This window comes from Streptomyces clavuligerus (assembly GCF_005519465.1).
GTDB lineage: Bacteria > Actinomycetota > Actinomycetes > Streptomycetales > Streptomycetaceae > Streptomyces > Streptomyces clavuligerus.
This window is the reverse complement of the sequence record NZ_CP027859.1, coordinates 432,352-451,482: the sequence shown is the minus strand read 5'-3', so window position 1 is coordinate 451,482 and position 19,131 is coordinate 432,352. Positions and strand designations below refer to the sequence as shown.

The following is a 19,131-nucleotide window of genomic DNA, read 5'->3' as shown; positions in this document are numbered from 1 at the left end:
ACCGGCGCTTCCGCGTCTGGATGCGCCAGAATCTCGACCGCGCCGCCGCCCACTTCGGCCTCACCGTCACCGGCGAGCCGGGCTTCGGCTGGCGCGACCGCTCGATCAGCGCTCCCACTCACAGCCCGGACGGGCCCCGCTGGCTCCGCGTCGTCTCCGAGCAGACCCAGTGGGCACACGGACACGGCTGGACGGGCAACACCGACGCGAACGCACTGGAAGGACTGCCCAAACCCCACGTCCTCGGCATCTACGAATGGGATGAAGCGGACTGGCGCCGACAACGCGCCGAGGTCATGACCCTCATGCCTGGAACGCCCTGCTCACCCACCGACACCGCACCACCCGGACTCGACCCGCCCAGCACCTGGTGGACCGACCTCCGCCAGGCGCTTCAGCATCTGGCCGCGACCACAACCGACCGGATCAGCACCGATCAGGACAAGATCGACCACCGGGTCCGCGCCGCCTTCGGCGAGGACGTCGAGATCCGGATCGATCGGTGGGAGACGGTCCACGGCGACCTGCACTGGGCGAACCTCCTCAGCCCTCTCACCATCCTCGACTGGGAACTCTGGGGGCGGGGCCCGGCCGGCACCGACCCGGCCACCCTCTACTGCTACAGCCTCACCAACCCGGCCCTCGCCCAGCGGGTGCGCGAACACTTCCCCGTCCTCGACACCCCGGACGGCCACCGTGCCCAGCTCTACGCTGCAGCCCGTCTCCTCCACCGGGCCCAACTCGGCGACCACCCCCACCTCGGCCCTCCGCTCAAGGACCACGCACAGCGGCTTCTGCGTGGGTATGTCTAAAAGATCGCGTAAGTTCGTTATGTGAAAGTCTGGCCGGGGCGCGTCGATGCTGGGCTCGTGGCCGCGCTGAACGACGGCGGGTGGGTGCGCCGGGCCGGGCCGCGGTGAGCTGCCGGGACGCCCACCGTCCGGAGTTCCCTGGCTGCGGACCCGTCCGGGCAGCCGTCTTCCATCGTGCTCGGGGGCCGGGTTCACCGGCGCGGGCGGTGGCGTGGCCGGGCGCGGCGGGTGCGAAGATCTTCACCGGCTGTCTCCGGTGCCGCCCCTGTCGGGGGGTGGGGCTGTCGGCCCCGGCCTGCTGGGCCTGCTGCCTGCCTGTGTCCGTTCATGCCCTTGGGGGGGTCTTCTGTGTCTGCCGTTGTGCCGCGTGTGTCCCGCGCTCTCGTATCCGTTCTCGCCGTCGCTGCTCTCGGCAGCGCCGGGTGCGGCGCGGACACCCCGGACCCCGGGAAGCCGGAGGAACGCCGGGAGGAGAACCAGGGCGGAAACGCGGAGAAGGCGGGCGGGGAAGAGCCGGGCACTGCGGTCACCGCCGCGCTGACGGCCTTCCACCGGGCCCCGTCGGTCACCATGGACATCACCATGGACACCGGTACACACAAGCTCCGCGGCACGGTACGGGCGGCCCGGGACGGGCAGTACCTGATCAAGATCGCCTACGGGGGCCAGGGAACCCTTCAGATGATCAGGACCCGCGGCGGCAGTGCCTATATGAAGATGGACGAGGCACAGATCAGGGCCGCCGCGCGGGAGCGCCGCCGCAGCCCGGGGGAGACGGAGTCGGATGTGGCGAGGGTCGCGGACCGCTGGATCGTGGGCAAGCGGTCGTCGCCCGCCTTCCGCAAGGGCATCCAGCTGTGCGGCCTGTCCGCCACGGTGCCGAAACCGCAGGACGCGGCGGAGGGGAATCCCGAGCCCGAAAAGGTGACCATGGACGGTCGGCGGCTCCTGGCCTTCACCGAACGCGACGGGGACGGGAACTTCGGGATCTACATCACCGAGGCGGGACCGGTGGTGTACAAGGTGGAGGGGACCGGCGGCGGGGAATCTTTCAGTGTTGTCTTCTCCCGGTACGGGCAGCCGGTGAAGGCGTTCCATCCCCCGGCCGGTGCTGTCCTGACGGAGGACGACCTCCCGGCCGCGGACCGGCAGTTCATTACCGGCACCGGCATCTGACCCGCACCACACGGCTGGCTCCTGTCCCGGTGTCCGGCCTGCGGTCCCGGCCATTCGGCCCTGCGCTCCGGCCCTTACGCATCTGTCGGCTGTCCGGGACGGCGGCCGGGGAAAGTGCGGTGGTGAACTCCGTCCGGGAGAGGGGCAGGGCCGGTCAGGGCTGCCTGTGGTTGAGGAAGGCGGTGAGCTGCTGCGCGTTGGGCAGATGGTCGGGGAACTCGACATCCCCGTCCCTGGCACGGCCGACTCGGCCGCCCGGTCACCCCGGTCGGCATCGGCATGGGCGCGCCGGACCCCGATCACGCCGAGGTGGGGCTTGAATTCCCCCGGGACCCCCCAGCACGCCCTCGATGCCGCCGCCTCCTACTGGAGCACCGTGGACCGCCGCACTCTCCTGAACACTCCGTTCGCGGTCGGTGCCTTCACCGGCCCCGCCCTGCGCTGGCTTGCCACCCCCGCAGACCCCGCCCCACCCCGGAGCCGCACCGGGCGCCGTGTCGGCCGCACCGACCTGGACCGGCTCTGCATGGCCGCCGAGACCGCCCGCCACGCCGACGCCCGCTACGACGGCGGCACCCCCACCGCCGTCCTGAACTGCCTCAAGAACGCGATGCCCCTGCTCCACGGCACCGGGCAGCATGGTCAGGACCACTTACCGCGGCGGACCCCCGGGTACGTCCCGGGCTCCCGGACCGCTCCGGGGCACAGGGCTGGCCCGCCCGCACTGTCCCGGAAGGGCACTGGCCCCACGGGGGTGAAGTACTCGGTCCCCAGGATCCGGGCCCGCACCGGCCTGTCCAGGCGGGACAGCAGGGCCGGCAGCGCCCGCGCGCCGGCCAGCTGGCTCCGGTGGGAGCAGATGGCCGCCCACTTCCGGTTGAGGTACTGCGTCACGTCGACCGTGGCGGTGACGTATGCGTCGGGCACCGTCAGCAGGCTCTTGTCCACCCCGGCGAGCAGCGGCGCGAGGTCGCTGACACCGGAGTCCGGGTGGGTCGCCGCGTACAGCGCGCCCACCGACCACGGCTCCCCGGCCTCCGGATGGAGACCCGGGAGTGCGGCGGCCTCGACGGCGAGGACGGTCGCCTGGTGGGTGCGCCTGTGGTCCGCGTGCCCGGTCATCTGGCCCAGAGCGTCGTGCCCGATGACGATGTCAGGCTGGAACTGCTGGATCTCGGCGACGAGCCGGGCGATCACTTCGTCGAGCGGCGCGTCGACCAGCCGGACCCGGCCGGGGCGGCGGCCGGGTTGCGGGAGTCCCGTAGCCGAGCATCCGCGGCGGGCCGGCACCGAGCACGGTGAGGGCGTCGGTGAGCTCGGCCGCGCGGGGGCTGTCCGATGCCCAGGTGGCGGTGACGACGCCGGTGCGCGCACCGCGGTCGGCGTGCCGGGCGAGAACGCCGCCGGCGAGGAGGGATTCGTCGTCGGGGTGCGCGAACACGGGATGGTGGCGGTCATGGCCAAGGGGGTCCTCTCCGGAGAGCGTGGGGGTGGGCCGACGGGGCGGCACCGGTCAGTCGGTGGTGTGAAGGTGGTGGAGGGCGGCCTGGAGGGTCTGCCCGGGGGTGAGGAAACTGGTGTCGATGACGTGCCCGTGCGCGTGCATCCACCCGGCGGCGGCCTGCTGGTAGTCACCGGCGCGACGGCGCCGGAACGCCCGGGCGGCCTCGCTGCGCACCAGGTCACCGGGGTACTCCCGGCTGGCCTCGATGCGCGCGCGGAGTTCGGCGGGCCCGGTGTGGAGGACGAGGTGGTGGAACGGCGCGGGGCGCCGGTGCAGCGGGGTGAAGAGCTCGGTGGCGTACACGGGGTCGAGAACGGTCATCGGGACGATGACGGGGCCGCGGGTGTGGTCGGCGAGTGCGGTGACGAACGCGAGGGTGAGGCTCCGCCAGGGCGGCAGGTCCTGGTAGTCGCGGGCGGCGCGGTTGTGGCCGCGCAGCGTGGTGCGCAGGAGGTCGCCGACGGCTTCGGGGTCGGCGGTCACCGCACCGGGCAGCGCGCCCATGAGTCCGGTGGCGAGGGTGCTCTTCCCGGCGCCGAATGCGCCGTTGATCCAGATGATCACGCGTACTCCGCAGTGGCGATCGGGTAGGAGGTCACCGGCGGCAGGCTGGGGACGATTCCGGGCCAGACCGCGTCGAGGCTGTGCAGCGCCGGGGTGAACACCTGCCCGATACATGCCAGATTATCCGGATGGTGCCATTCCCATCGGGTGAACAGGTGCGGCTCGGGGTTCGTGAGGGTCCCGGACCAGGCGGTGATCCGGACCACCACGGTGAGCCGGGGCACCCCCTGGAAGGCGTCGTGCAGGGGCGCGATCACTTCCGTGTCCGCGGCCCGCGCGACGAGGCCCGTCTCTTCCGCGAGTTCACGGACGGCCGCGGCGGCGAAGTCCTCCGCTCCGTCGATCTTCCCGCACGGGGCCTCCCACATGCCCCGGCGCGAGCGGCCGAGCAGGACCCGGCCCGCCCCGTCGGTCACCACCGCCAGCGCGGCGGCCAGCGCCGGACCGCTGACCACCCCCCGCCGCTCCACCGCCTGCGTGTGCCGGTGACGCGGCCCGCGCAGCACCAGCATGACCAGCCCGTCCGCGTCCAGCCGCTCCACCCTCTCCCAGCCCTCCGCCAGCAGGGTGATCTCGTCCTCGTCGAGCGCGATCGACCGCTGTTCGGGCCGGGTGGCGGCGGCGAGCGGGGTGATGACGACGAGCACGCCCCCGGGCGCGAGACGCTTCCCGAGCCCGTGCAGGGTCCGGGTGCGGTCCCCGATGAACGCAACCACAAGTCGCAGGGTGATCAGGGCGTAGGCGGGTTCGAGTTCGGACCAGTCGCCGTGCTCGATGTCCAGCGTCAGCCGGCGCACCCGGCCGTCGCCGGGGTGCTCGTCCTCGGCGCGCGCGTGCGCGGCGTCGGCGTAGTCGACGGCGTCCACCCGGTAGCCGGTGGCGGCGAGATGCGCGGCCAGCTCCCCGGTCCCGGCGCCGACGTCCAGCGCCCGCCCACCCCCCTCCGGCACCGGGACATGCCCTGCCAGCAGGGCCCGTTCACCGTCTCCGAGCGGGCGGAAGCCCTTGCCCTGGGCGAAGTGTTCTTCCCATGCGGTCTGCGTGACGTAGCCCATGGCGCTCTCCTCGTGGTCGGTGTGGCGGGTGTGGGGTTCAGGCGGTCCGGCCGGGAACGGGGTAGTCCCAGCCGAGTTCCGTGTACGGGGGGCTGTGGGTGATGGCGTCGATCGCGGCGCGGGTGTAGGGGACGGTGCCGGCGGGGAGCGCTTCGCGCGGCCACCACTCCCATCCCGTGCAGCACTCCGGCTCCAGGACCCGCGGCTCCCCGGCCCACCGGGCGGCGGTGAAGAAGAGCTGGAGCCTGGGCGCCGCGCCCGGACCGGCGCCGGGCATGTGGACGGTGTGCACGAGGTGGAGATCGGCGGGGTCGAGGACGAGTCCGGCTTCCTCGCGGGCCTCGCGCACGACGCAGGCCCTCACCGACTCCCCGGGCTCGGTGTGGCCGGCGAGGGTGTGCCACAGCCCTCCGCCGAACACGACGTCCGGATGGCGCCGTCCCAGGAGGGCCAGGCCGTCGCGCTCCAGGTAGAGGTGGCCGCCGACCACGGCGGGCGCGGCGCTCACCGTGCGCCGCCTTCCGGTCCGGTACCGGACGGGGCGGCACCGTCCGGCTCTGCGGCCGGCGGCGGGACAGCGGCACCGGCACGCTCACCCCCAGGGGCGGAAGGGGTGTCGGCCGGGCCGGAGGCGGGCGGCATTCGGCGCAGGCCGCGCAGCGGGGAACGCGCGAGGGCAAGGAAGGGGACGGCGAGCGGTCGGGCGACGGCGCACAGCCAGGTGGAGACGGCCTGCATGCGGGCCTGCATCGCGGGCTCCGCCACCAGCTGACGGACCGTCCTCTGGGTGACCCCGGCGGCGCCCGCGCACGCCATGTGGACGAACTGGGCGGCGCCGAGGGCGGTCTGCCAGGGGGCGCCGGGCCCGGCGAACAGCAGGGGGATCTGGGTGAGGAGGGTGAGCGCGAGGGCCGCGAGCATCATCGGCCCCGGCCCGTAGCGGCGGGCGAGGCGTGGGGCGAGCAGCGCGCCGGTCGCGGCGCCGAGCGCCCCGGCGCCCAGGATCATCCCGAAGACCGTGCCGGGCATGGCGAGGGTGCGCAGCGCGTACAGCGGCCACAGGGTGACCAGGACGCCGACGCCGACGCCGACGGCGATCGTCGCGTTGACGAGGGTGAGGGTGGCGAGGGTGGGGTGCCGGGCGACGTAGCGCAGTCCGTCGCGGATCTGCCCGCCCAGCGGCTCCCGCACCGGGGCGGGCAGGGGCGGCGGGCCGGGGGTGTGGATGCGGGTGGTGCACCAGATGCTGACGAGGTAGGACAGGGCGTCGCCGGTCAGCGCGCGGGCCGGGCCGGTCAGGGCGGCGAGTGCGGCGCCGAGGTGGTTCCCGGTCGCGCCCGCGACGGCGAACACTCCGCCGATCCTCGCGTTCCCCTGCTGCAGGAGCGACCGGTCGACCAGCTCCGGCAGGTAGCTGATGGCCGCCGCGTCGTGGACCACCTGCCCCGGCGCCCTGGACCGCGGCGACCGTCATGAGCAGCGGCAGGGTCAGCGTGCCGGTCGCGGCGGCGGCCGGGACGCAGGCCAGGGCGGTGGCGCAGGCCAGGTCCCCGGCGATCATCTGGCGTCGTTTCGGCACCCGGTCGGCGAGGGCCCCGGCGTGGAGGGCCCGGCGCCCGGGCCCTTCACGGGGCACCCGTATTCGTGTCCCGCCCGCCACCGGCCCCGCGTACGGGGGCGTACCGGCCGGCGGCGGGAAGACGGCGGTTGTGGGGCGGCTGTCGCCGGGGGTGTTCATGGGGCCTCCGGAACGGGGCAGGGGTTGGTGCACTGACGGGCCCGGGGCGCGGTCCCGGCCCGGGCGGGCTGCCGGGGGTGTTGCGGCCCGCCTGGGCAGGTCACCGGTTGCCCGTCCAGACGACCCGGCAGCCGGACCCGCCCCGTTCGTGGTCATGACACCTCCTCGGCGGGCAGACTGCTTGATCCGCCCGCAGGCGGAACGGCCACGTGGCATCGTGGCGTCGCCACGCCCTTCGTCATAGTCGTGGGCCTCACGGGCTTCTCCTCATCCGGCCTGGTGACACGTAGGGAAAGGGTCTCCGGTGCACAGGGTGCCGCCCCTGGCGAGGGCCGCACCCGGAACAACGAGACAGCCGGCGGTTTCGAACACACGTTGCTCGGCCGGACCCTGTCTGGGCGCCGGTGCGGGTCACTGAGGGTGCCCGGACACGGCTGCGACCGAGATTTTTACTTGGCGGACGAGCGCAGTAGTTGGCGGATCTTGCTTCGGTAGCGCTGTGTTGTGGTCAGTTCCGAAGATCGGGCCTTGTCGCGATGCGGGTGGTGATGCTCTGGGTGAGTGAGCGAGGTAGCCAGGGCAAGGATCCGGTCGGACTCGAGTCGCCTCGACGAGCTGGTCGCGGGGTACAGCGGGGATGCCGTATTTCGGGATGAACTTGATCTCGCGGACGGCTGGATTTGTCGGTGGAGTTCGGCGTGGCGGGTGGGTGCCGGTGAGGTCTGCTGGCCGGTCCGCGACATGGCTCATGTTCCGGTGCTGTCGTCGCGGCCGATGCGGGGGTTCACCTGGCGGGCGAAGCAGCGGCACCGGCCCGGGCTGGAGGTGATGGCGTCCACGGGCAGGGGGCACGGTTTCGAGTCGCTGGAGGAAGTGCGGCTGCTGGTCGCGCTGGACTTCGTGGGGGCGTCGGAGGTGCTGTCGCAGCCGTTCCGGCTGGACTTCGGACACAGGGGCGGGTCGTCCTGGCGCATTCCGGACTATTTGGCCGTGATCGGTGGCGGGATGTGGCTGATGGACGTACGCCCGATGGGACTGATCAAGGACGAGGACGCGCTGAAGTTCGCGGCGGCCAGGGAGATAGCGGCGGCTTGCGGCTGGCAGTACTCGGTGATCGCGGGCTGGCGCCCGCACGTCTGGAGCGTTCTTGACCACTTGTCGTCGCGTCGTCGGCCGGTGAGGGATCTGCTGGGCATGCGGGACCAGTTGCTGACGATCATCGGCGGCCGGGAGGGGCGCGTGATGACGTTCTCCGCGCTGGCGGACGCGACCAGCGTGCCTTCCGTCGGACGGGCCAACATCGTCAGGCTGCTCTGGCAGCGCGAGCTTGGCGTTGATCTGGGCAGTCCCTTGCGCTGGATCCCCGTCGCGACCTCAAGAACGGAGACTTGCCGGCCACGCTGCGACTCTTGGCGCAGCACGTCCTTGGCCAGGAGAAGGCCGATTACCGGGCCCGCCGCATGCAGTTCTCCCGCTGGTCCATCGACGACAGGACATGGGACGAGCTCTGCCGACAACGTCCTCCAGGCCGAGGCCGGAAGCCGAACGAGCACACCCGAGAGTGCGCATCCGCTTTCGTCTGGAGCTACATCACGGGAAGCGAGTTCGCCCTCGCACCAGTCTTCCAGCCACCGATGCGGCCCCACGACCGAACGCTCTCGCTGGACATGCCGCACCTGACGAAGCTCAGGCGCTGGGAATCGAAAGAACCGCCCGTCCCCGCCTCCTGGCTCTGCACGGCCCTCGAAGGCCACGCCAGACAGGTCATCGCGACCATCAGTCACACATCGTGATTACCGCCCGGGACAACCGTCTAGTGACCAGCCGCGAACCCAGCCCGCTGATCGGTCAGATGTCAGAGTCGCCGACGGCGTCACCTCATCCATGTTGTCTACTACAAGCCTTGTTCATGTTGCATTTGGTTGTCAGGAGGTCTGGAAGATGGGCGAGCTGTACCCGCCGGTCGAGCCGTACGAGAAGGGGATGCTCGACGTCGGCGACGGCAACCTTGTGTACTGGGAGGCCTGCGGCAACCCGGACGGCAAGCCGGCACTCGTCGTCCACGGCGGGCCGGGATCCGGATGCGGGACCGGGGCACGCCAGATCTTCGACCCGGACCGCTACCGGGTCGTCCTGTTCGACCAGCGCGGCTGCGGCCGCAGTATTCCCCACGCAAGCGAACCCACGACCGATATGCGCCACAACACCACCCAGCACCTGATCGCCGACATGGAGCGGCTCCGCGATCACCTGGGTATCGACCGCTGGCTGCTCTACGGGGGCTCGTGGGGCTCCACGCTGATCCTGGCCTATGCCGAGACGTACCCGGAGCGGGTGTCGGAGATCGTCATCGCCGCCGTCACGACCACCCGGCGCTCCGAGATCGACTGGCTCTACCGGGGTGCGGGGCGGTTCTTCCCCGAGCAGTGGGAACGCTTCCTCGAAGGAGCCGGCAGTACACCACGAGACGGTGCCATCGTCGCGGCCTACGCACGCTTGATGGAGCATCCGGACCCCGCGGTACGGGAGAAGGCCACGGCCGACTGGTGCGCCTGGGAGGACGCGGTCCTGTCCGGGGAAACGAACGGCGCCTCCAACCCGTACGGTGACCGCCCGCCGGTCGCGCAACTGGCCCTGGTCCGCATCTGCTCGCACTACTTCGCCCACGGAGCGTGGCTGGAGGAAGGCGCACTCCTGCGCGATGCGCACCGCCTGGCCGGCATCCCGGGCGTGCTGGTCCACGGCAGGCTCGACCTGGCCGGCCCACTCGATACCGCATGGGAACTCGCCCGCGCCTGGCCCGATGCCGAGCTGACCGTCGTCGACAACGCGGGCCACCTGGGCAGCGACACGACCCGCGCCCATGTACTCAAGGCCCTCGACAGATTCGCTCACCAGAGATGAGTCCAGACCGCCCGCCGATCCAGAGTCACTGACACCTCACGTGTCGCCGACCGCTGACATACCCATGTCGTCCGGCTGGCCAAGCACGCCGTGTGGCGGATCATGACGTTCGACCGGCGGCCAAAGGCCTCACCTGCGGCGATGAACTGCCGCTGTATCCTTGCCTCGGCGTGATCCGCCAGCTATCGCTCTCAAGATCCGCCAACTAGCTTCCTCCGCATACCTGTGAGCTGTGCCTGATGCGGAGGTGATCCGCCAACTACGATGCTCGGTCACAACGGCGCCCGGGGGACAGCCGGGCCGTCGGCGGGGCTGGTGGCGGGGTGGCGCCGGTACCGCCGGGGAAGGATGCCCCCGGGAGGGGGCGTTGACGGTGCTCGTGTCTCAGTGTCCCGGGGGCGTGATGTGGTGTACGGGAGGGCGGCTGGCCTGGGTGTCCTCGGCACCACTGTGGGGGTGGGCGGGGCCGGTGGGTCAGGTGGGCCATCGCATGCCGATGCCGGTGAGGGCCTTGATGCGCTGCACCGAGAGCTTTCCCGCTCTGAAGTCGGCCCGCTGGCGGCTGATCCAGTTACCGAGGCGCAGTTCTTCCGGGGCGCCGGTGACGTACTTGACGGGGATCCGCAGATGGTGGTGTGTGCGGTAGTATCGCTGGGCGGCGGTGTAGTACTCCTGCCAGGTCACTTCGTGGACGTCCCAGACCATGTCCAGGGCGTCGAGTTCTGAGATCCTCTCGCCGGTCAGCTGCCCGCGGCTGTGGCGGTCGCGGACCTTCGAGAGCCATTTCCCCAGGCTGACCTTCTCCCCGCCGGGACTGTGCGTGGTGTGGCTCGCGGGAACGTTCAGATGGCCGAATTCAGCGTGGAAGGCACGGGCGGCGGTGATGCCCGTCTGCCAGAACCGTTCATGGGCTCCCGTCAGGTTCACGCCCAGAGCGTCGAGTGCCGCGGTACGTTCGGCGCTGAGGGTACCGGCCTTCATCTCGGCACGCTGCCGGGACAGCCAGCTGCCCAGGTCGGCCTCCACGCCGTCCGCGAGCCGTACGGTCTGCCGTTTCGGCAGATCGAGGTGGCCGTGGCGGGCGTGATGGGCGCGTGCCGCTTCGAAATAGCGGCGCCAGGTGTCCTCCCACGGGTTCCAGACCATCCCCAGCGCGTCGAGTTCGGCGGTCCTGTCCGCGGTCAGATGTTTGCGCTGGTCGCGTTTGCGGGCCAGCCACAGCCCCAGGGCGAACCCCTCCGAACCCCTGCCGTCTGCTTCGGTGTGGCCGGGAGGGACACGGAGGTGGCCCTCCCGCTGACGGTAGGCCCGTGCCGCCTCCACGCCCTGTTCCCAGTCCTGGGCGAACACCGCCCAGACCATGCCCAACGCGTCCAGCGCCTCCCGCTGCCCGGCGGACAGCCGGTCCCTGCGGGACCGGACATTCGCGATCCACGCACCGAGCGCAAACCCACCGGGGCCGGGAACGGTATAGCCGCGCGGAACGCGCAAATGGCCGTGCTCGGCACGGTAGGCCGCGGCGGCTTCGAGACAGCGGCTGAAGTTCTCATCCAGAACGTCCCACACCATCCCCAGCTCATCCAGCCGGGCACGCCGCGCCTGCGAGAGTTTGCCGTCGCTGTGGAGCTGGCGGACCCAGCGGATCCACTGCCCGAGCGCCAGTCCCGACACGGTGACGAAATCCTTCCGCACCAGCAGATCACCGTGCTCCTCCGCGTAGCCGGCCGCGGCACCGAGATTCTCTTCCCACGAGGATGTGGTGGAACGGACCGTCGCCACCGTGATCGCCTCCGCGAACCGCGGCGGCACGGGAACACCGTTGAACCGCAGCCACCCCGGCAACTCCCGTAGCGAACCCTCCCGTCCCGGGGAACGGTACCGGCCCAGATCATGCCGCCGGGCATCCAGCTCCGCCCCCAGAGCCTCGTCATGAGCGGCCAGAGCACTCACCACCTGCCACACCGGACCGTACGCGGAACCCTGCAAAGCACCCACAGGGTCCTGACCGGGCTCCAACACCACCGGAACAAAAATATGCGCCATCTTGTCCCGCCTCCCGCCCAGCCGCAGCGCCCGCCCGACCGCCTGCACCGTATCGATCGCCGACTTCCGCGCATCGATGAACGCCACCGCATCCACCGCCGGAGCGTCATACCCCTCCGACAACACCCGCGCATTGGAGACCACCACCCGCCCCAGACTGCCGTCCACCAGCTTCGCCAACTCCGCGCGCCGCTGCGCCCGCGGCTGGGACCCGTGCACGAAGCCTGTGGTCAGACCGGCCGGCTGTCCCAGCAGTTCACCGGTACGGGGCAGTGTCCGGGAGAACCAGCGCGCATCAGAGACCGTGCGGTGATAGGTCAGCATCCGCCCCACCCCATAGGTGTCGGCCGCCCGCAGGACCGCGACCTGACGCGCCAGCATGGACGCGGCCACCGCGGTCGACCCGACCTGCAAAAACGTACGGCCGTCACCGTCGGACTCCGTGGCGAGACGGTGCATCTCCCCGTCCGTGACCACACAGACCACCACCCGGTAACCGGCCAGCAGCCCCCGCTCCCGGGCCCGCGCGAAACTCAGCCGGTGCGCCACACGGCCGAAGACCTTCTCATCGTCCATGCTGACCACCTCGGACGCGTCCCCGTCCCCCGCACGCACCAGCCGCGGCGTCGCGGTCATGTACAGACGCCTGACCGCGGGCACCCGCACATCGTCATGGACCACCGACCACTGCCGGCCCCCGCGCCCCGCCGAACGGTGCGCCTCGTCGACGACGATCAGCCCCCACGGCCGCACTCCGCGGACCTCGTGCGCCGCGACCAGCTTGGGCAGACTCTGATACGTGATCGCCACCGTGAGGCGCCCGTGGTCTGTGCGCAGGATGCCGGCGAGGTGGCCGGGGTCCGAGACGACGGTGACCTGGTGACGGCCGAGGTCGTCGGACACGTCCCGGTCCATGACCTCCTTGTCGCCGCAGACGGCGACGACCCGGCCCAGAGCCTCGCGTCCGACGCCCTCCCGCCAGGCGGTGAGGGTCTGGGCGACCAGATCGAGGGTGGGGACCACGATCAGCACCGGCCCGTCCGGCGACACGAGCCGGGCCACTTCGGCCCCCACCCGGGTCTTCCCCGTCCCGCACGCCATCACGTTGGTGGCACGGCTCTCAGAGGCGAGCGCCGCCCCGAGATCCTTCAACGCCTCGCGCTGGTGCGGCCACAAGGGCTTTGCTGTCACAACCACGTTCGCTTTCTCCGCTTTCTGATGTCCGGTGCAGGAGGAGTCATGCGGGGTGCTGTTCCTGTCCGCCCGTTCCCCGGGCGATGGGCCGGGGAAGAGCGTTCAGCGTCCGCCCGGGCGGCGCGCGTGAGTGCCGTGACCGGTGACTGGCACCCGGTCCGAAACAGCCCCGGCGCGGGGGCCGTAAGGGGCTTTCATCCGAGGGCTGTTCTACGTACGGGCCGCCAGGTCCTTCAGAGCCTGCAGATCGGGGGCGTCCAGAAAGGACGGGCAAGCGATGTGACTCGGCAGCCGGGCATCGGACGTGTCCAGAATCTCCTCCAGGGCTTGCACCGGTGTCAGGCCCCGGCGTTTCGCGTTACGGAGGGCTGCGACCCACCGCTGTCCCAGGTTGAACGCGTGCCCTCCCTGCGATTCCCGGCGGCACCAGCCCGCGGCACGGTCCTCGTCGTTCGCCCACAGGTAACCGATGACGTCCCCGTGCTCGCAGACGACGATCAGATATTTCACCGGCCTGTCCGTGCTCCTGGCGTAGCGCGGCGGACCGGACACGAGCCGCAACTCGAGATCCTCGTCAAATCGGGAAGAGGTATGGTGCGGGCGGCCGGCGGGTGCTGTTTCCTTCTGCCCGGCCGGGCCCGCTGTCTCCCGCGTCCCGGCGCGCTGGGGCCGGTCGCCGGGAGGAACACTGGTGGTGTCCGGGGCGGGTTCGGGGAGGCCGGCCTGGTGGCGGATGTGTGCGGCCTCGGTGGGCCGGAAGCGGTCGTAGACGGCCGCGGCCCGCTCGTACCAGGGCCGTGCGATGGCGGGGGCGTCGCCGCGCCGGGTGTGTGTCGCGGCGGTGAACTCCAGGGCCCGGGCCTTTTCCAGCGGACCGCCACCGCCGTGGTTGAGGACGTCCCGGGCCCGGGAGAGATCCTCCAGAGCCTGGCGGTGGTATCCGGCCAGGGAACGGGCATGGCCGCGCAGCGCGAGAGCACAGGCAGCATGGTGGGAGTCTTCCTCGGCGGTGAGGGTCTCGTGTGCCCGGGTCAGGTGGCGGATGGCCTGCTCGGGGTCCTGGGGGAGGGAGCACCCGGCCAGCGCGGTCAGCGCCAGCGACACGCCGCGCTCGTGACCGCACTGGGTCCAGCGCACGATGGCCTTGCGCAGCAGGGGTGCGGCCTTGGCGGGGTGGCCGCTGTCGAGGCGGGCGGTGCCGAGCCCGAGGAGTGCCCGGCCCTCGTCCCGCTGGTCACCGGCCGCGCGGGCGGCCGCCTGCGCGCGGGTGTACCCGTCGACGGCCTCGCCGTGGTTGCCGGAGGCGGCGTGCCCCGCGGCGCCGGCAAGCAGCATCTGCCGTTCGGCGGCCGGATGGCCGGTGCGGCAGACGGCGACCAGGGCACGGGTGTGGGCGGCGGTCCACAGCTCGTAGGGGTGGCACCGGTGAAAGTACGGCCAGAACGCGTCCGTGAGGCGCCAGACCATGGTGTGCTTCTCGTGTCCGGTCAGGGCGTCGAGGAGCGGCAGGAGATTGTCGTGCTGGCCCTCCAGCCACGCCAGAGCCCCGGTGGCATCGGTGAACGGCACCGGGGGCGCGGGAGGGACGGGCAGGGTCCGGGCGAGAGCGGCCTGCGCCGGGGTGAGCAGATCCTGGGCAGCGCGTGCGCACGCCAGCGTCCAGTCCGCGAGCCGCTCCAGGGCCACCGAGCACACCCGCTCGTCAGCGGCGGGGAGTTGCCGGGCGTGGAGGCGCGCGGCCTGCGGGAACCGGTAGCACGGCACGAGTGCCCTGTCGGGAGAGGCGGTGGTGAGGAGGCGGGCCTGTGCGAGTTCCTCCAGATGCTGCGCGGCCGTACCGGGCTCCATCGCGCAGGCCGCGGCCGTCAGGGCGGGTGTGATGCTGCGGGCCGGTCCGCGTCCCAGCAGCCGGTACACCTCCCGCGCGGCAGGCTTGAGACGGGCACAGGCGGCGTCGATGTCCGCGGTGGTGACAGGGGTCATGGCGTGGTCTTCTCTCGGTGACGGGGGCCCGGTACACGGGTCCGGCCTCTGACAGGGGGCAGCGGCGGGCTGGGGGTCGCCTGGGGGCTGGCCAGGAACGAGTACGGCCGGCGGGCCCCGTGAGCAGGGCGGTGTGCCGTGACGGCCGGAGCCGTCTCACCTTCGCGCCCGGTGCCGGAAGAGCGCGCGGAAGTCATGCGGTCAGGGACAGGGTCTCGGCGAGCCTGCGGCGGGAGAGGGTGATCAGCAGGGCGTGGTGGTCGCTCAGCCCGGCGCAGTCGACAACGGTGAAATCCTCCACCGCTGTGAGGATGCCGTCGGAGGCGTAGGCGCGGTCGATCCGGCACGCGCGCCGCTCCCCGCCCTGGTCGGCGTAGCCGGGGGTGGTGGGGGCCAGGACACCGGTGCGGCCGTTCTCGGTGAGGTGGCGGGCGACATCCTGCAGGCCGGCCGCGCGCAGGGTGCGGTCGCTGGTGGTGTCGGGCACCCACTCGCCGGTCCCGGTCGGGGTGAAGCGGTGGGTGAGGTGGGTGCGGTCCTGGATGTCGGCGGGGCGGGGGATCGGGACGTCGCCGGGCAGGCCGGGTTCGGGGTAGGAGTTGGTGTCGAGGGTGAGGAGGGCTTCGCGGGGGCGGCCGTTGGGGTAGCGGGCGGTGCGGTCCCTGGGGTCGCGCCGGTCCGCGAGCCTCGTGAGTTCCTGGGCTTCGAGGGCGCGTGCGGGCGGGGAGGCGTAGCTGTGGTGGGCGGCGGTGAACGTCAACTCCCGGAAGCAGTCCGGGTCCCCGGGGTACGGCGTGAGGCGCAGGGTGACGCAGGTGGGAGGGCACCCTGTCGGGTCGCCGATACTTCCGGCGCTCACCGGGGTGAAGACGTCGGTGCGGACGAACGCGGCGGTACGGAACTCGCCGACGGCCTGGGCGCCGATGAAACCCCGCAGGCGCAGCCACGGCCGACCCTCGGGCGTGAGCGCGGCCTCGGCGTCCAGCAGCCGCCTCTGGCCGTTGCCCGGTCCGGCCAGGAACTCGGCCCTTCCCACCAGATGCGGATCGTGTGCCCTCAGCAGCCTGTAGAAGGCCGCCAGCTTCTGCTCGTCGCCGCGTCCGTCGAGTTCGAAGTTCGAGAAGATCACGCGGATCTGGTCGGGCGGTGTACCGGGCACAGGGGTTTCTCCGATCGATGAGAGTGATGGAGGCGTTGTGGCTGGGAGATGAAGCGGTGACGGATGCCCGGCCGGGGAAGACCCGCCGGGGCGGCCTGCGGCCCACCCCCTGGGGGGCGCGGGGCCTTGGAGCCGGGGCGAGACGGGGGCCTGGTGCGGGTGCGGCCATCACGGAGAAGAAAGGGAGGAGGCGTTCCGTGTGCGGGCCTGTTCCAGCAGCGTGAGGCTCTCGCTGATGCTGCAGGCGTGGCGGAGCGCGGTGCTGATGGTCTGCCGGGCGTGACGGCTTCCGGGGCCGGCCGAGTAGACGACCCCGATGGTGGTCTCCTCGGCATACAGGGTCCGGTCCCCGCCGATCTCGGTGAGGCTGCCGTACGGCAGCGCGAGCAGACGGCGCTGGGGAACGATCCGGATCTCCGCCCGGCCCGACTCCGTCAGGTCGATCAGGTGCTGCAGCTGCTGTGCCATCACGGCATGTCCCGCCGCACCCGGCAGCCCGCGTGTCAGGACGGACCCGCACAGCACCGCCGTCACCCGGGCGTGACCGTCGGTCAGGGGGCGGGTTGCTGCCTGCGGGTGCTCGGTGGTGCCGGTGCGGGCCAGGACGTGGGTACAGAGGGGGCTGCGCAGGAGCGGGGGGATGTGTCGGCCGGAGCAGACGGTGATCCGCCCGGCGGCGGCCTCGATGGCGGCGAGCCGCTCCGGCCACCGGGCGTCCTCGTCACGGACCACGTCCCCGCCCGGCTCACCACTCAGACGAACGAGCACACTCGCCCGCTCCGCGGGATCGGGGAGCCGGTAGAGGCCCATCAGGCGCTGCGCCGTGATCGGGTCCAGGCGCGTCTGCGCGGCCTCGATCGCCTCGATATGGCCCGTTCGCAGGCCGATGGCCTGGCATACGTCCTCCACCCGCAGGCCGCGGCGCCGGCGCAGCGCGGTGAGATACGTGGCCGTCACGAGACGCCCGGCCGGAACCGGGCACCCGGTCCCGGCCGCGAGCAGCGGCGGTGGCACGGCACGGCCGGGCAGACCGACGAGCGGCACGGACGGCGCGGACGGTAAGGGCGGATCACCGGACGGACCAGCGGACCGGGCAGGACAGGCGGGGTGCGGCAGGACAGGGGCCGGACCCGGACGGACAGACACGGAAAGAACGCCTCTCAACTGGTGCAACGAGCGGAAGACGAACAAGGCGAGGAAGAAAGGGGAGCGAGGGCCGTGCGGCCGGAGCAGCAGGGGGGAGCGCGTGCCGGACGGGGACGTCGGCTGCGCCGGGGCCGGGGTCGGGGTTGGCGGGTTACGGCGTGAGACCGGGCACGGGTCTGGGGTTGAGGAGGCGGTGAAGGGATGCGCAGAGCCTGGGGAGGTAGGCGGTCAGTGCGGTGGGGGAGACCCAGGCGACGTCGGCGATGCCCCGGCCGGGGGGCACGTACGCGACTCCGGCTGTCACGGTGCACACCATGTGGATCTGGCGGCATTCGGCCCGGGCCCCGGTGTGCTCCAGCCGGACATCGGGGTCGACGCGGACCCCGGTGTCGTCCAGGGCGGCGCGGCGCGCGGCGGCGGCCGCGGTCTCCCCCGAGCGGATGCCGCTGGTGGGGAGCTGCCAGCGCAGTGCGCCTCCGGGGCCGCGGCGGGCGACCAGCAGGACCTCCCCGCGGCCGGGCCGGGTGATGACCGCGGTGACGCGGCCGGGAGATCTGTGAGAGGCGGTGAACCCGGCTGCCGGGTGCACGGCGGCCGAGGGGGCGGTACGGAGCATGAAGGGGTACCTCGCGGTCTGCCGGGATCAACCGGCCAGGGTCGGGTCGGAGCACGTAAGACCACGTCAGACCGGATCGGAACTGCTCCGGACCGGGCGGAGGGGGTGAGGTGCTGGTGGTCATGAGGCCGGGAGTCCGCGGGGGTTGTGGCTGGTGGTGGGGTTGGTGGTGAGGGGGGCGAAGAGCCAGGTGTGCTGTGTGGTGGTGTGGGTGCGGCCGGGGGCGGCGGCCGGGGTCAGGTAGGGGTGGGCGGCCAGGGCCTGGAGCAGCGTGGTGGTCTGGGCCCTGGCCAGTGCGGTGGCGGTGGGACAGTGCGAGCCGGGGAGGCGGGGGTTGGTGCGGGGGCGGTGGATGTCGAAGCTGTCGGCGGTGGGGCCCCACTGGGCGGGGTCGCGGCCCGCCGCGCGGTGCAGGAGCCAGACCTCGTCCCCGGCCGCCACCTCCACCCCGCTCAGCAGCACGGTGGCCGCCGCGGTGAACACCTGGTGCGGCTGGGGTGGCTGGAGCCTGAGGGCTTCGTGGAGGGCTGCCGGGGCGAGACGGCTCGGCTGGGCGCGGACCCGGGTCCACTGGTCAGGGTGGTGGGCGAGCTGCCAGAGCGTCTCGGTGAGCCCCGCGGCGGTGACGTCCGCGTGCGCCAGCGCGCACCGCACCACCGGGGACAGGCCCTTCCCGGCCCCATCCGGCCGGGCGCCGGGCCCGGCCGGCCGGGTTTTCGGCCGGGTGGGGGGTGGTGTGGGGTGGAGGAGGGCGGCCAGGGCAGCGGTGACGGGTTTGCGGGCGGGGAGGCGCAGGGGGGCCGGCCGGGGGGTGCCGGCCAGGGCGAGGACCGTGCGTGCGGTCAGGTGCCGTGCCGCGGCGGCGGCGTCGGTGACTCCGGCGTGGGTGTGCCCGGCGAGTACCTCCCGCGCCTGCCGGAGCACGGTCTGCACCGCCCGGACTGCGGCGGTGTCTGGCCGCGGGTGGTGTCCGGGGCAGGCGGGGGTGCTGCTGTCGGCGGGGCGCGGGATGAGGATGCCGGTGGTGAGGGCTTCCTCGACGGCCTGGTGGTGGGTGATCGCCCAGGCGTGGTGGCGGGCGAGCCGGACGACCGGCCCGACGGCCCGCAGCGCCGCGTGCACAGGACAGGGATCGGCCAGGACCCGCTCATCGAGCAGATCGACGCTGGAAGACGGAAAGGACACGGGGCAACACCCTCGGAGAACAGGACCGGTTCGGGCAGCGGCAGCCAGACGG

Annotated in this window: 15 protein-coding genes and 1 pseudogene; 4 read left to right on the top strand and 12 right to left on the bottom strand. The window is 72.3% G+C overall.

The features are described from left to right. Nucleotides 1–20 precede the first annotated feature (20 nt). Nucleotides 21–812, top strand: a complete 792-nt coding sequence (locus CRV15_RS30320) for a phosphotransferase family protein (RefSeq protein WP_003954316.1) — start codon at nt 21–23, stop codon at nt 810–812. Between the two features lie 369 nt (nt 813–1,181). Beyond that, complete coding sequence (locus tag CRV15_RS30315) at nt 1,182–1,988, top strand: hypothetical protein (protein ID WP_009999116.1); 807 nt, start codon at nt 1,182–1,184, stop codon at nt 1,986–1,988. 642 nt (nt 1,989–2,630) lie between these two features. Here the strand turns inward: CRV15_RS30315 and CRV15_RS30310 are convergent. From CRV15_RS30310 to CRV15_RS30290, 6 genes and pseudogenes are all read right to left on the bottom strand, one after another. Continuing rightward, nucleotides 2,631–3,278: a PIG-L deacetylase family protein gene (locus CRV15_RS30310; protein WP_009999115.1), complete on the bottom strand. Its 648-nt coding sequence runs from the start codon at nt 3,276–3,278 to the stop codon at nt 2,631–2,633. A gap of 88 nt (nt 3,279–3,366) precedes the next feature. Continuing rightward, nucleotides 3,367–3,429 (bottom strand): annotated as a pseudogene (locus tag CRV15_RS37795) (PIG-L deacetylase family protein); the annotation flags it as partial. A gap of 72 nt (nt 3,430–3,501) precedes the next feature. Then, entirely contained in the window at nt 3,502–4,056 is a 555-nt protein-coding gene (locus CRV15_RS30305) for an AAA family ATPase (protein WP_003963107.1), read from the bottom strand. Continuing rightward, nucleotides 4,053–5,111: a bifunctional class I SAM-dependent methyltransferase/NUDIX hydrolase gene (locus tag CRV15_RS37540; RefSeq protein WP_003963106.1), complete on the bottom strand. Its 1,059-nt coding sequence runs from the start codon at nt 5,109–5,111 to the stop codon at nt 4,053–4,055. Before CRV15_RS37540 ends, CRV15_RS30305 begins: the two co-directional genes overlap by 4 nt. 37 nt (nt 5,112–5,148) lie before the next feature. Next, complete coding sequence (locus CRV15_RS30295; protein WP_003963105.1) at nt 5,149–5,619, bottom strand: NUDIX hydrolase; 471 nt, start codon at nt 5,617–5,619, stop codon at nt 5,149–5,151. Next, a complete protein-coding gene (locus tag CRV15_RS30290; RefSeq protein ID WP_003954310.1) occupies nt 5,616–6,551 on the bottom strand; it encodes an MFS transporter in 936 nt (311 codons plus the stop codon). Before CRV15_RS30290 ends, CRV15_RS30295 begins: the two co-directional genes overlap by 4 nt. An 859-nt stretch (nt 6,552–7,410) precedes the next feature. On the opposite strand from CRV15_RS30290, the gene CRV15_RS30285 reads away from it, so the two are divergent. Beyond that, nucleotides 7,411–8,529, top strand: coding sequence for a hypothetical protein (locus tag CRV15_RS30285; RefSeq protein WP_003954309.1), 1,119 nt, complete (start codon nt 7,411–7,413; stop codon nt 8,527–8,529). Nucleotides 8,530–8,790: 261 nt separating this feature from the next. After that, nucleotides 8,791–9,753, top strand: coding sequence for a prolyl aminopeptidase (gene pip / locus CRV15_RS30280; RefSeq protein WP_003954307.1), 963 nt, complete (start codon nt 8,791–8,793; stop codon nt 9,751–9,753). Between the two features lie 474 nt (nt 9,754–10,227). On the opposite strand, the gene CRV15_RS30275 is transcribed toward pip, so the two are convergent. The 6 genes from CRV15_RS30275 to CRV15_RS30250 form a co-directional block, all read right to left on the bottom strand. Continuing rightward, complete coding sequence (locus CRV15_RS30275) at nt 10,228–12,993, bottom strand: DEAD/DEAH box helicase (protein WP_003954306.1); 2,766 nt, start codon at nt 12,991–12,993, stop codon at nt 10,228–10,230. Nucleotides 12,994–13,200: 207 nt separating this feature from the next. Continuing rightward, nucleotides 13,201–14,973 carry a hypothetical protein gene (locus tag CRV15_RS36395; protein WP_003963103.1) on the bottom strand — a complete coding sequence of 591 codons (1,773 nt, stop codon included), beginning with the start codon at nt 14,971–14,973 and terminating at the stop codon, nt 13,201–13,203. 193 nt (nt 14,974–15,166) lie between these two features. Beyond that, nucleotides 15,167–16,132, bottom strand: a complete 966-nt coding sequence (locus CRV15_RS30265; RefSeq protein WP_003954304.1) for an endonuclease/exonuclease/phosphatase family protein — start codon at nt 16,130–16,132, stop codon at nt 15,167–15,169. A 168-nt stretch (nt 16,133–16,300) separates the two neighbouring features. Continuing rightward, the gene (locus CRV15_RS30260) at nt 16,301–17,089 is read right to left on the bottom strand and encodes a Scr1 family TA system antitoxin-like transcriptional regulator (RefSeq protein ID WP_170220923.1); all 789 of its coding nucleotides are present in this window, start codon (nt 17,087–17,089) and stop codon (nt 16,301–16,303) included. Between the two features lie 340 nt (nt 17,090–17,429). Next, on the bottom strand, nt 17,430–17,894 hold the full coding sequence (locus CRV15_RS30255) for an NUDIX hydrolase (RefSeq protein ID WP_003963101.1): 465 nt from the start codon (nt 17,892–17,894) through the stop codon (nt 17,430–17,432). 120 nt (nt 17,895–18,014) lie between these two features. Further along, nucleotides 18,015–19,079: a cytochrome P450 gene (locus CRV15_RS30250; protein WP_003963100.1), complete on the bottom strand. Its 1,065-nt coding sequence runs from the start codon at nt 19,077–19,079 to the stop codon at nt 18,015–18,017. Between the last annotated feature and the right edge of the window lie 52 nt (nt 19,080–19,131).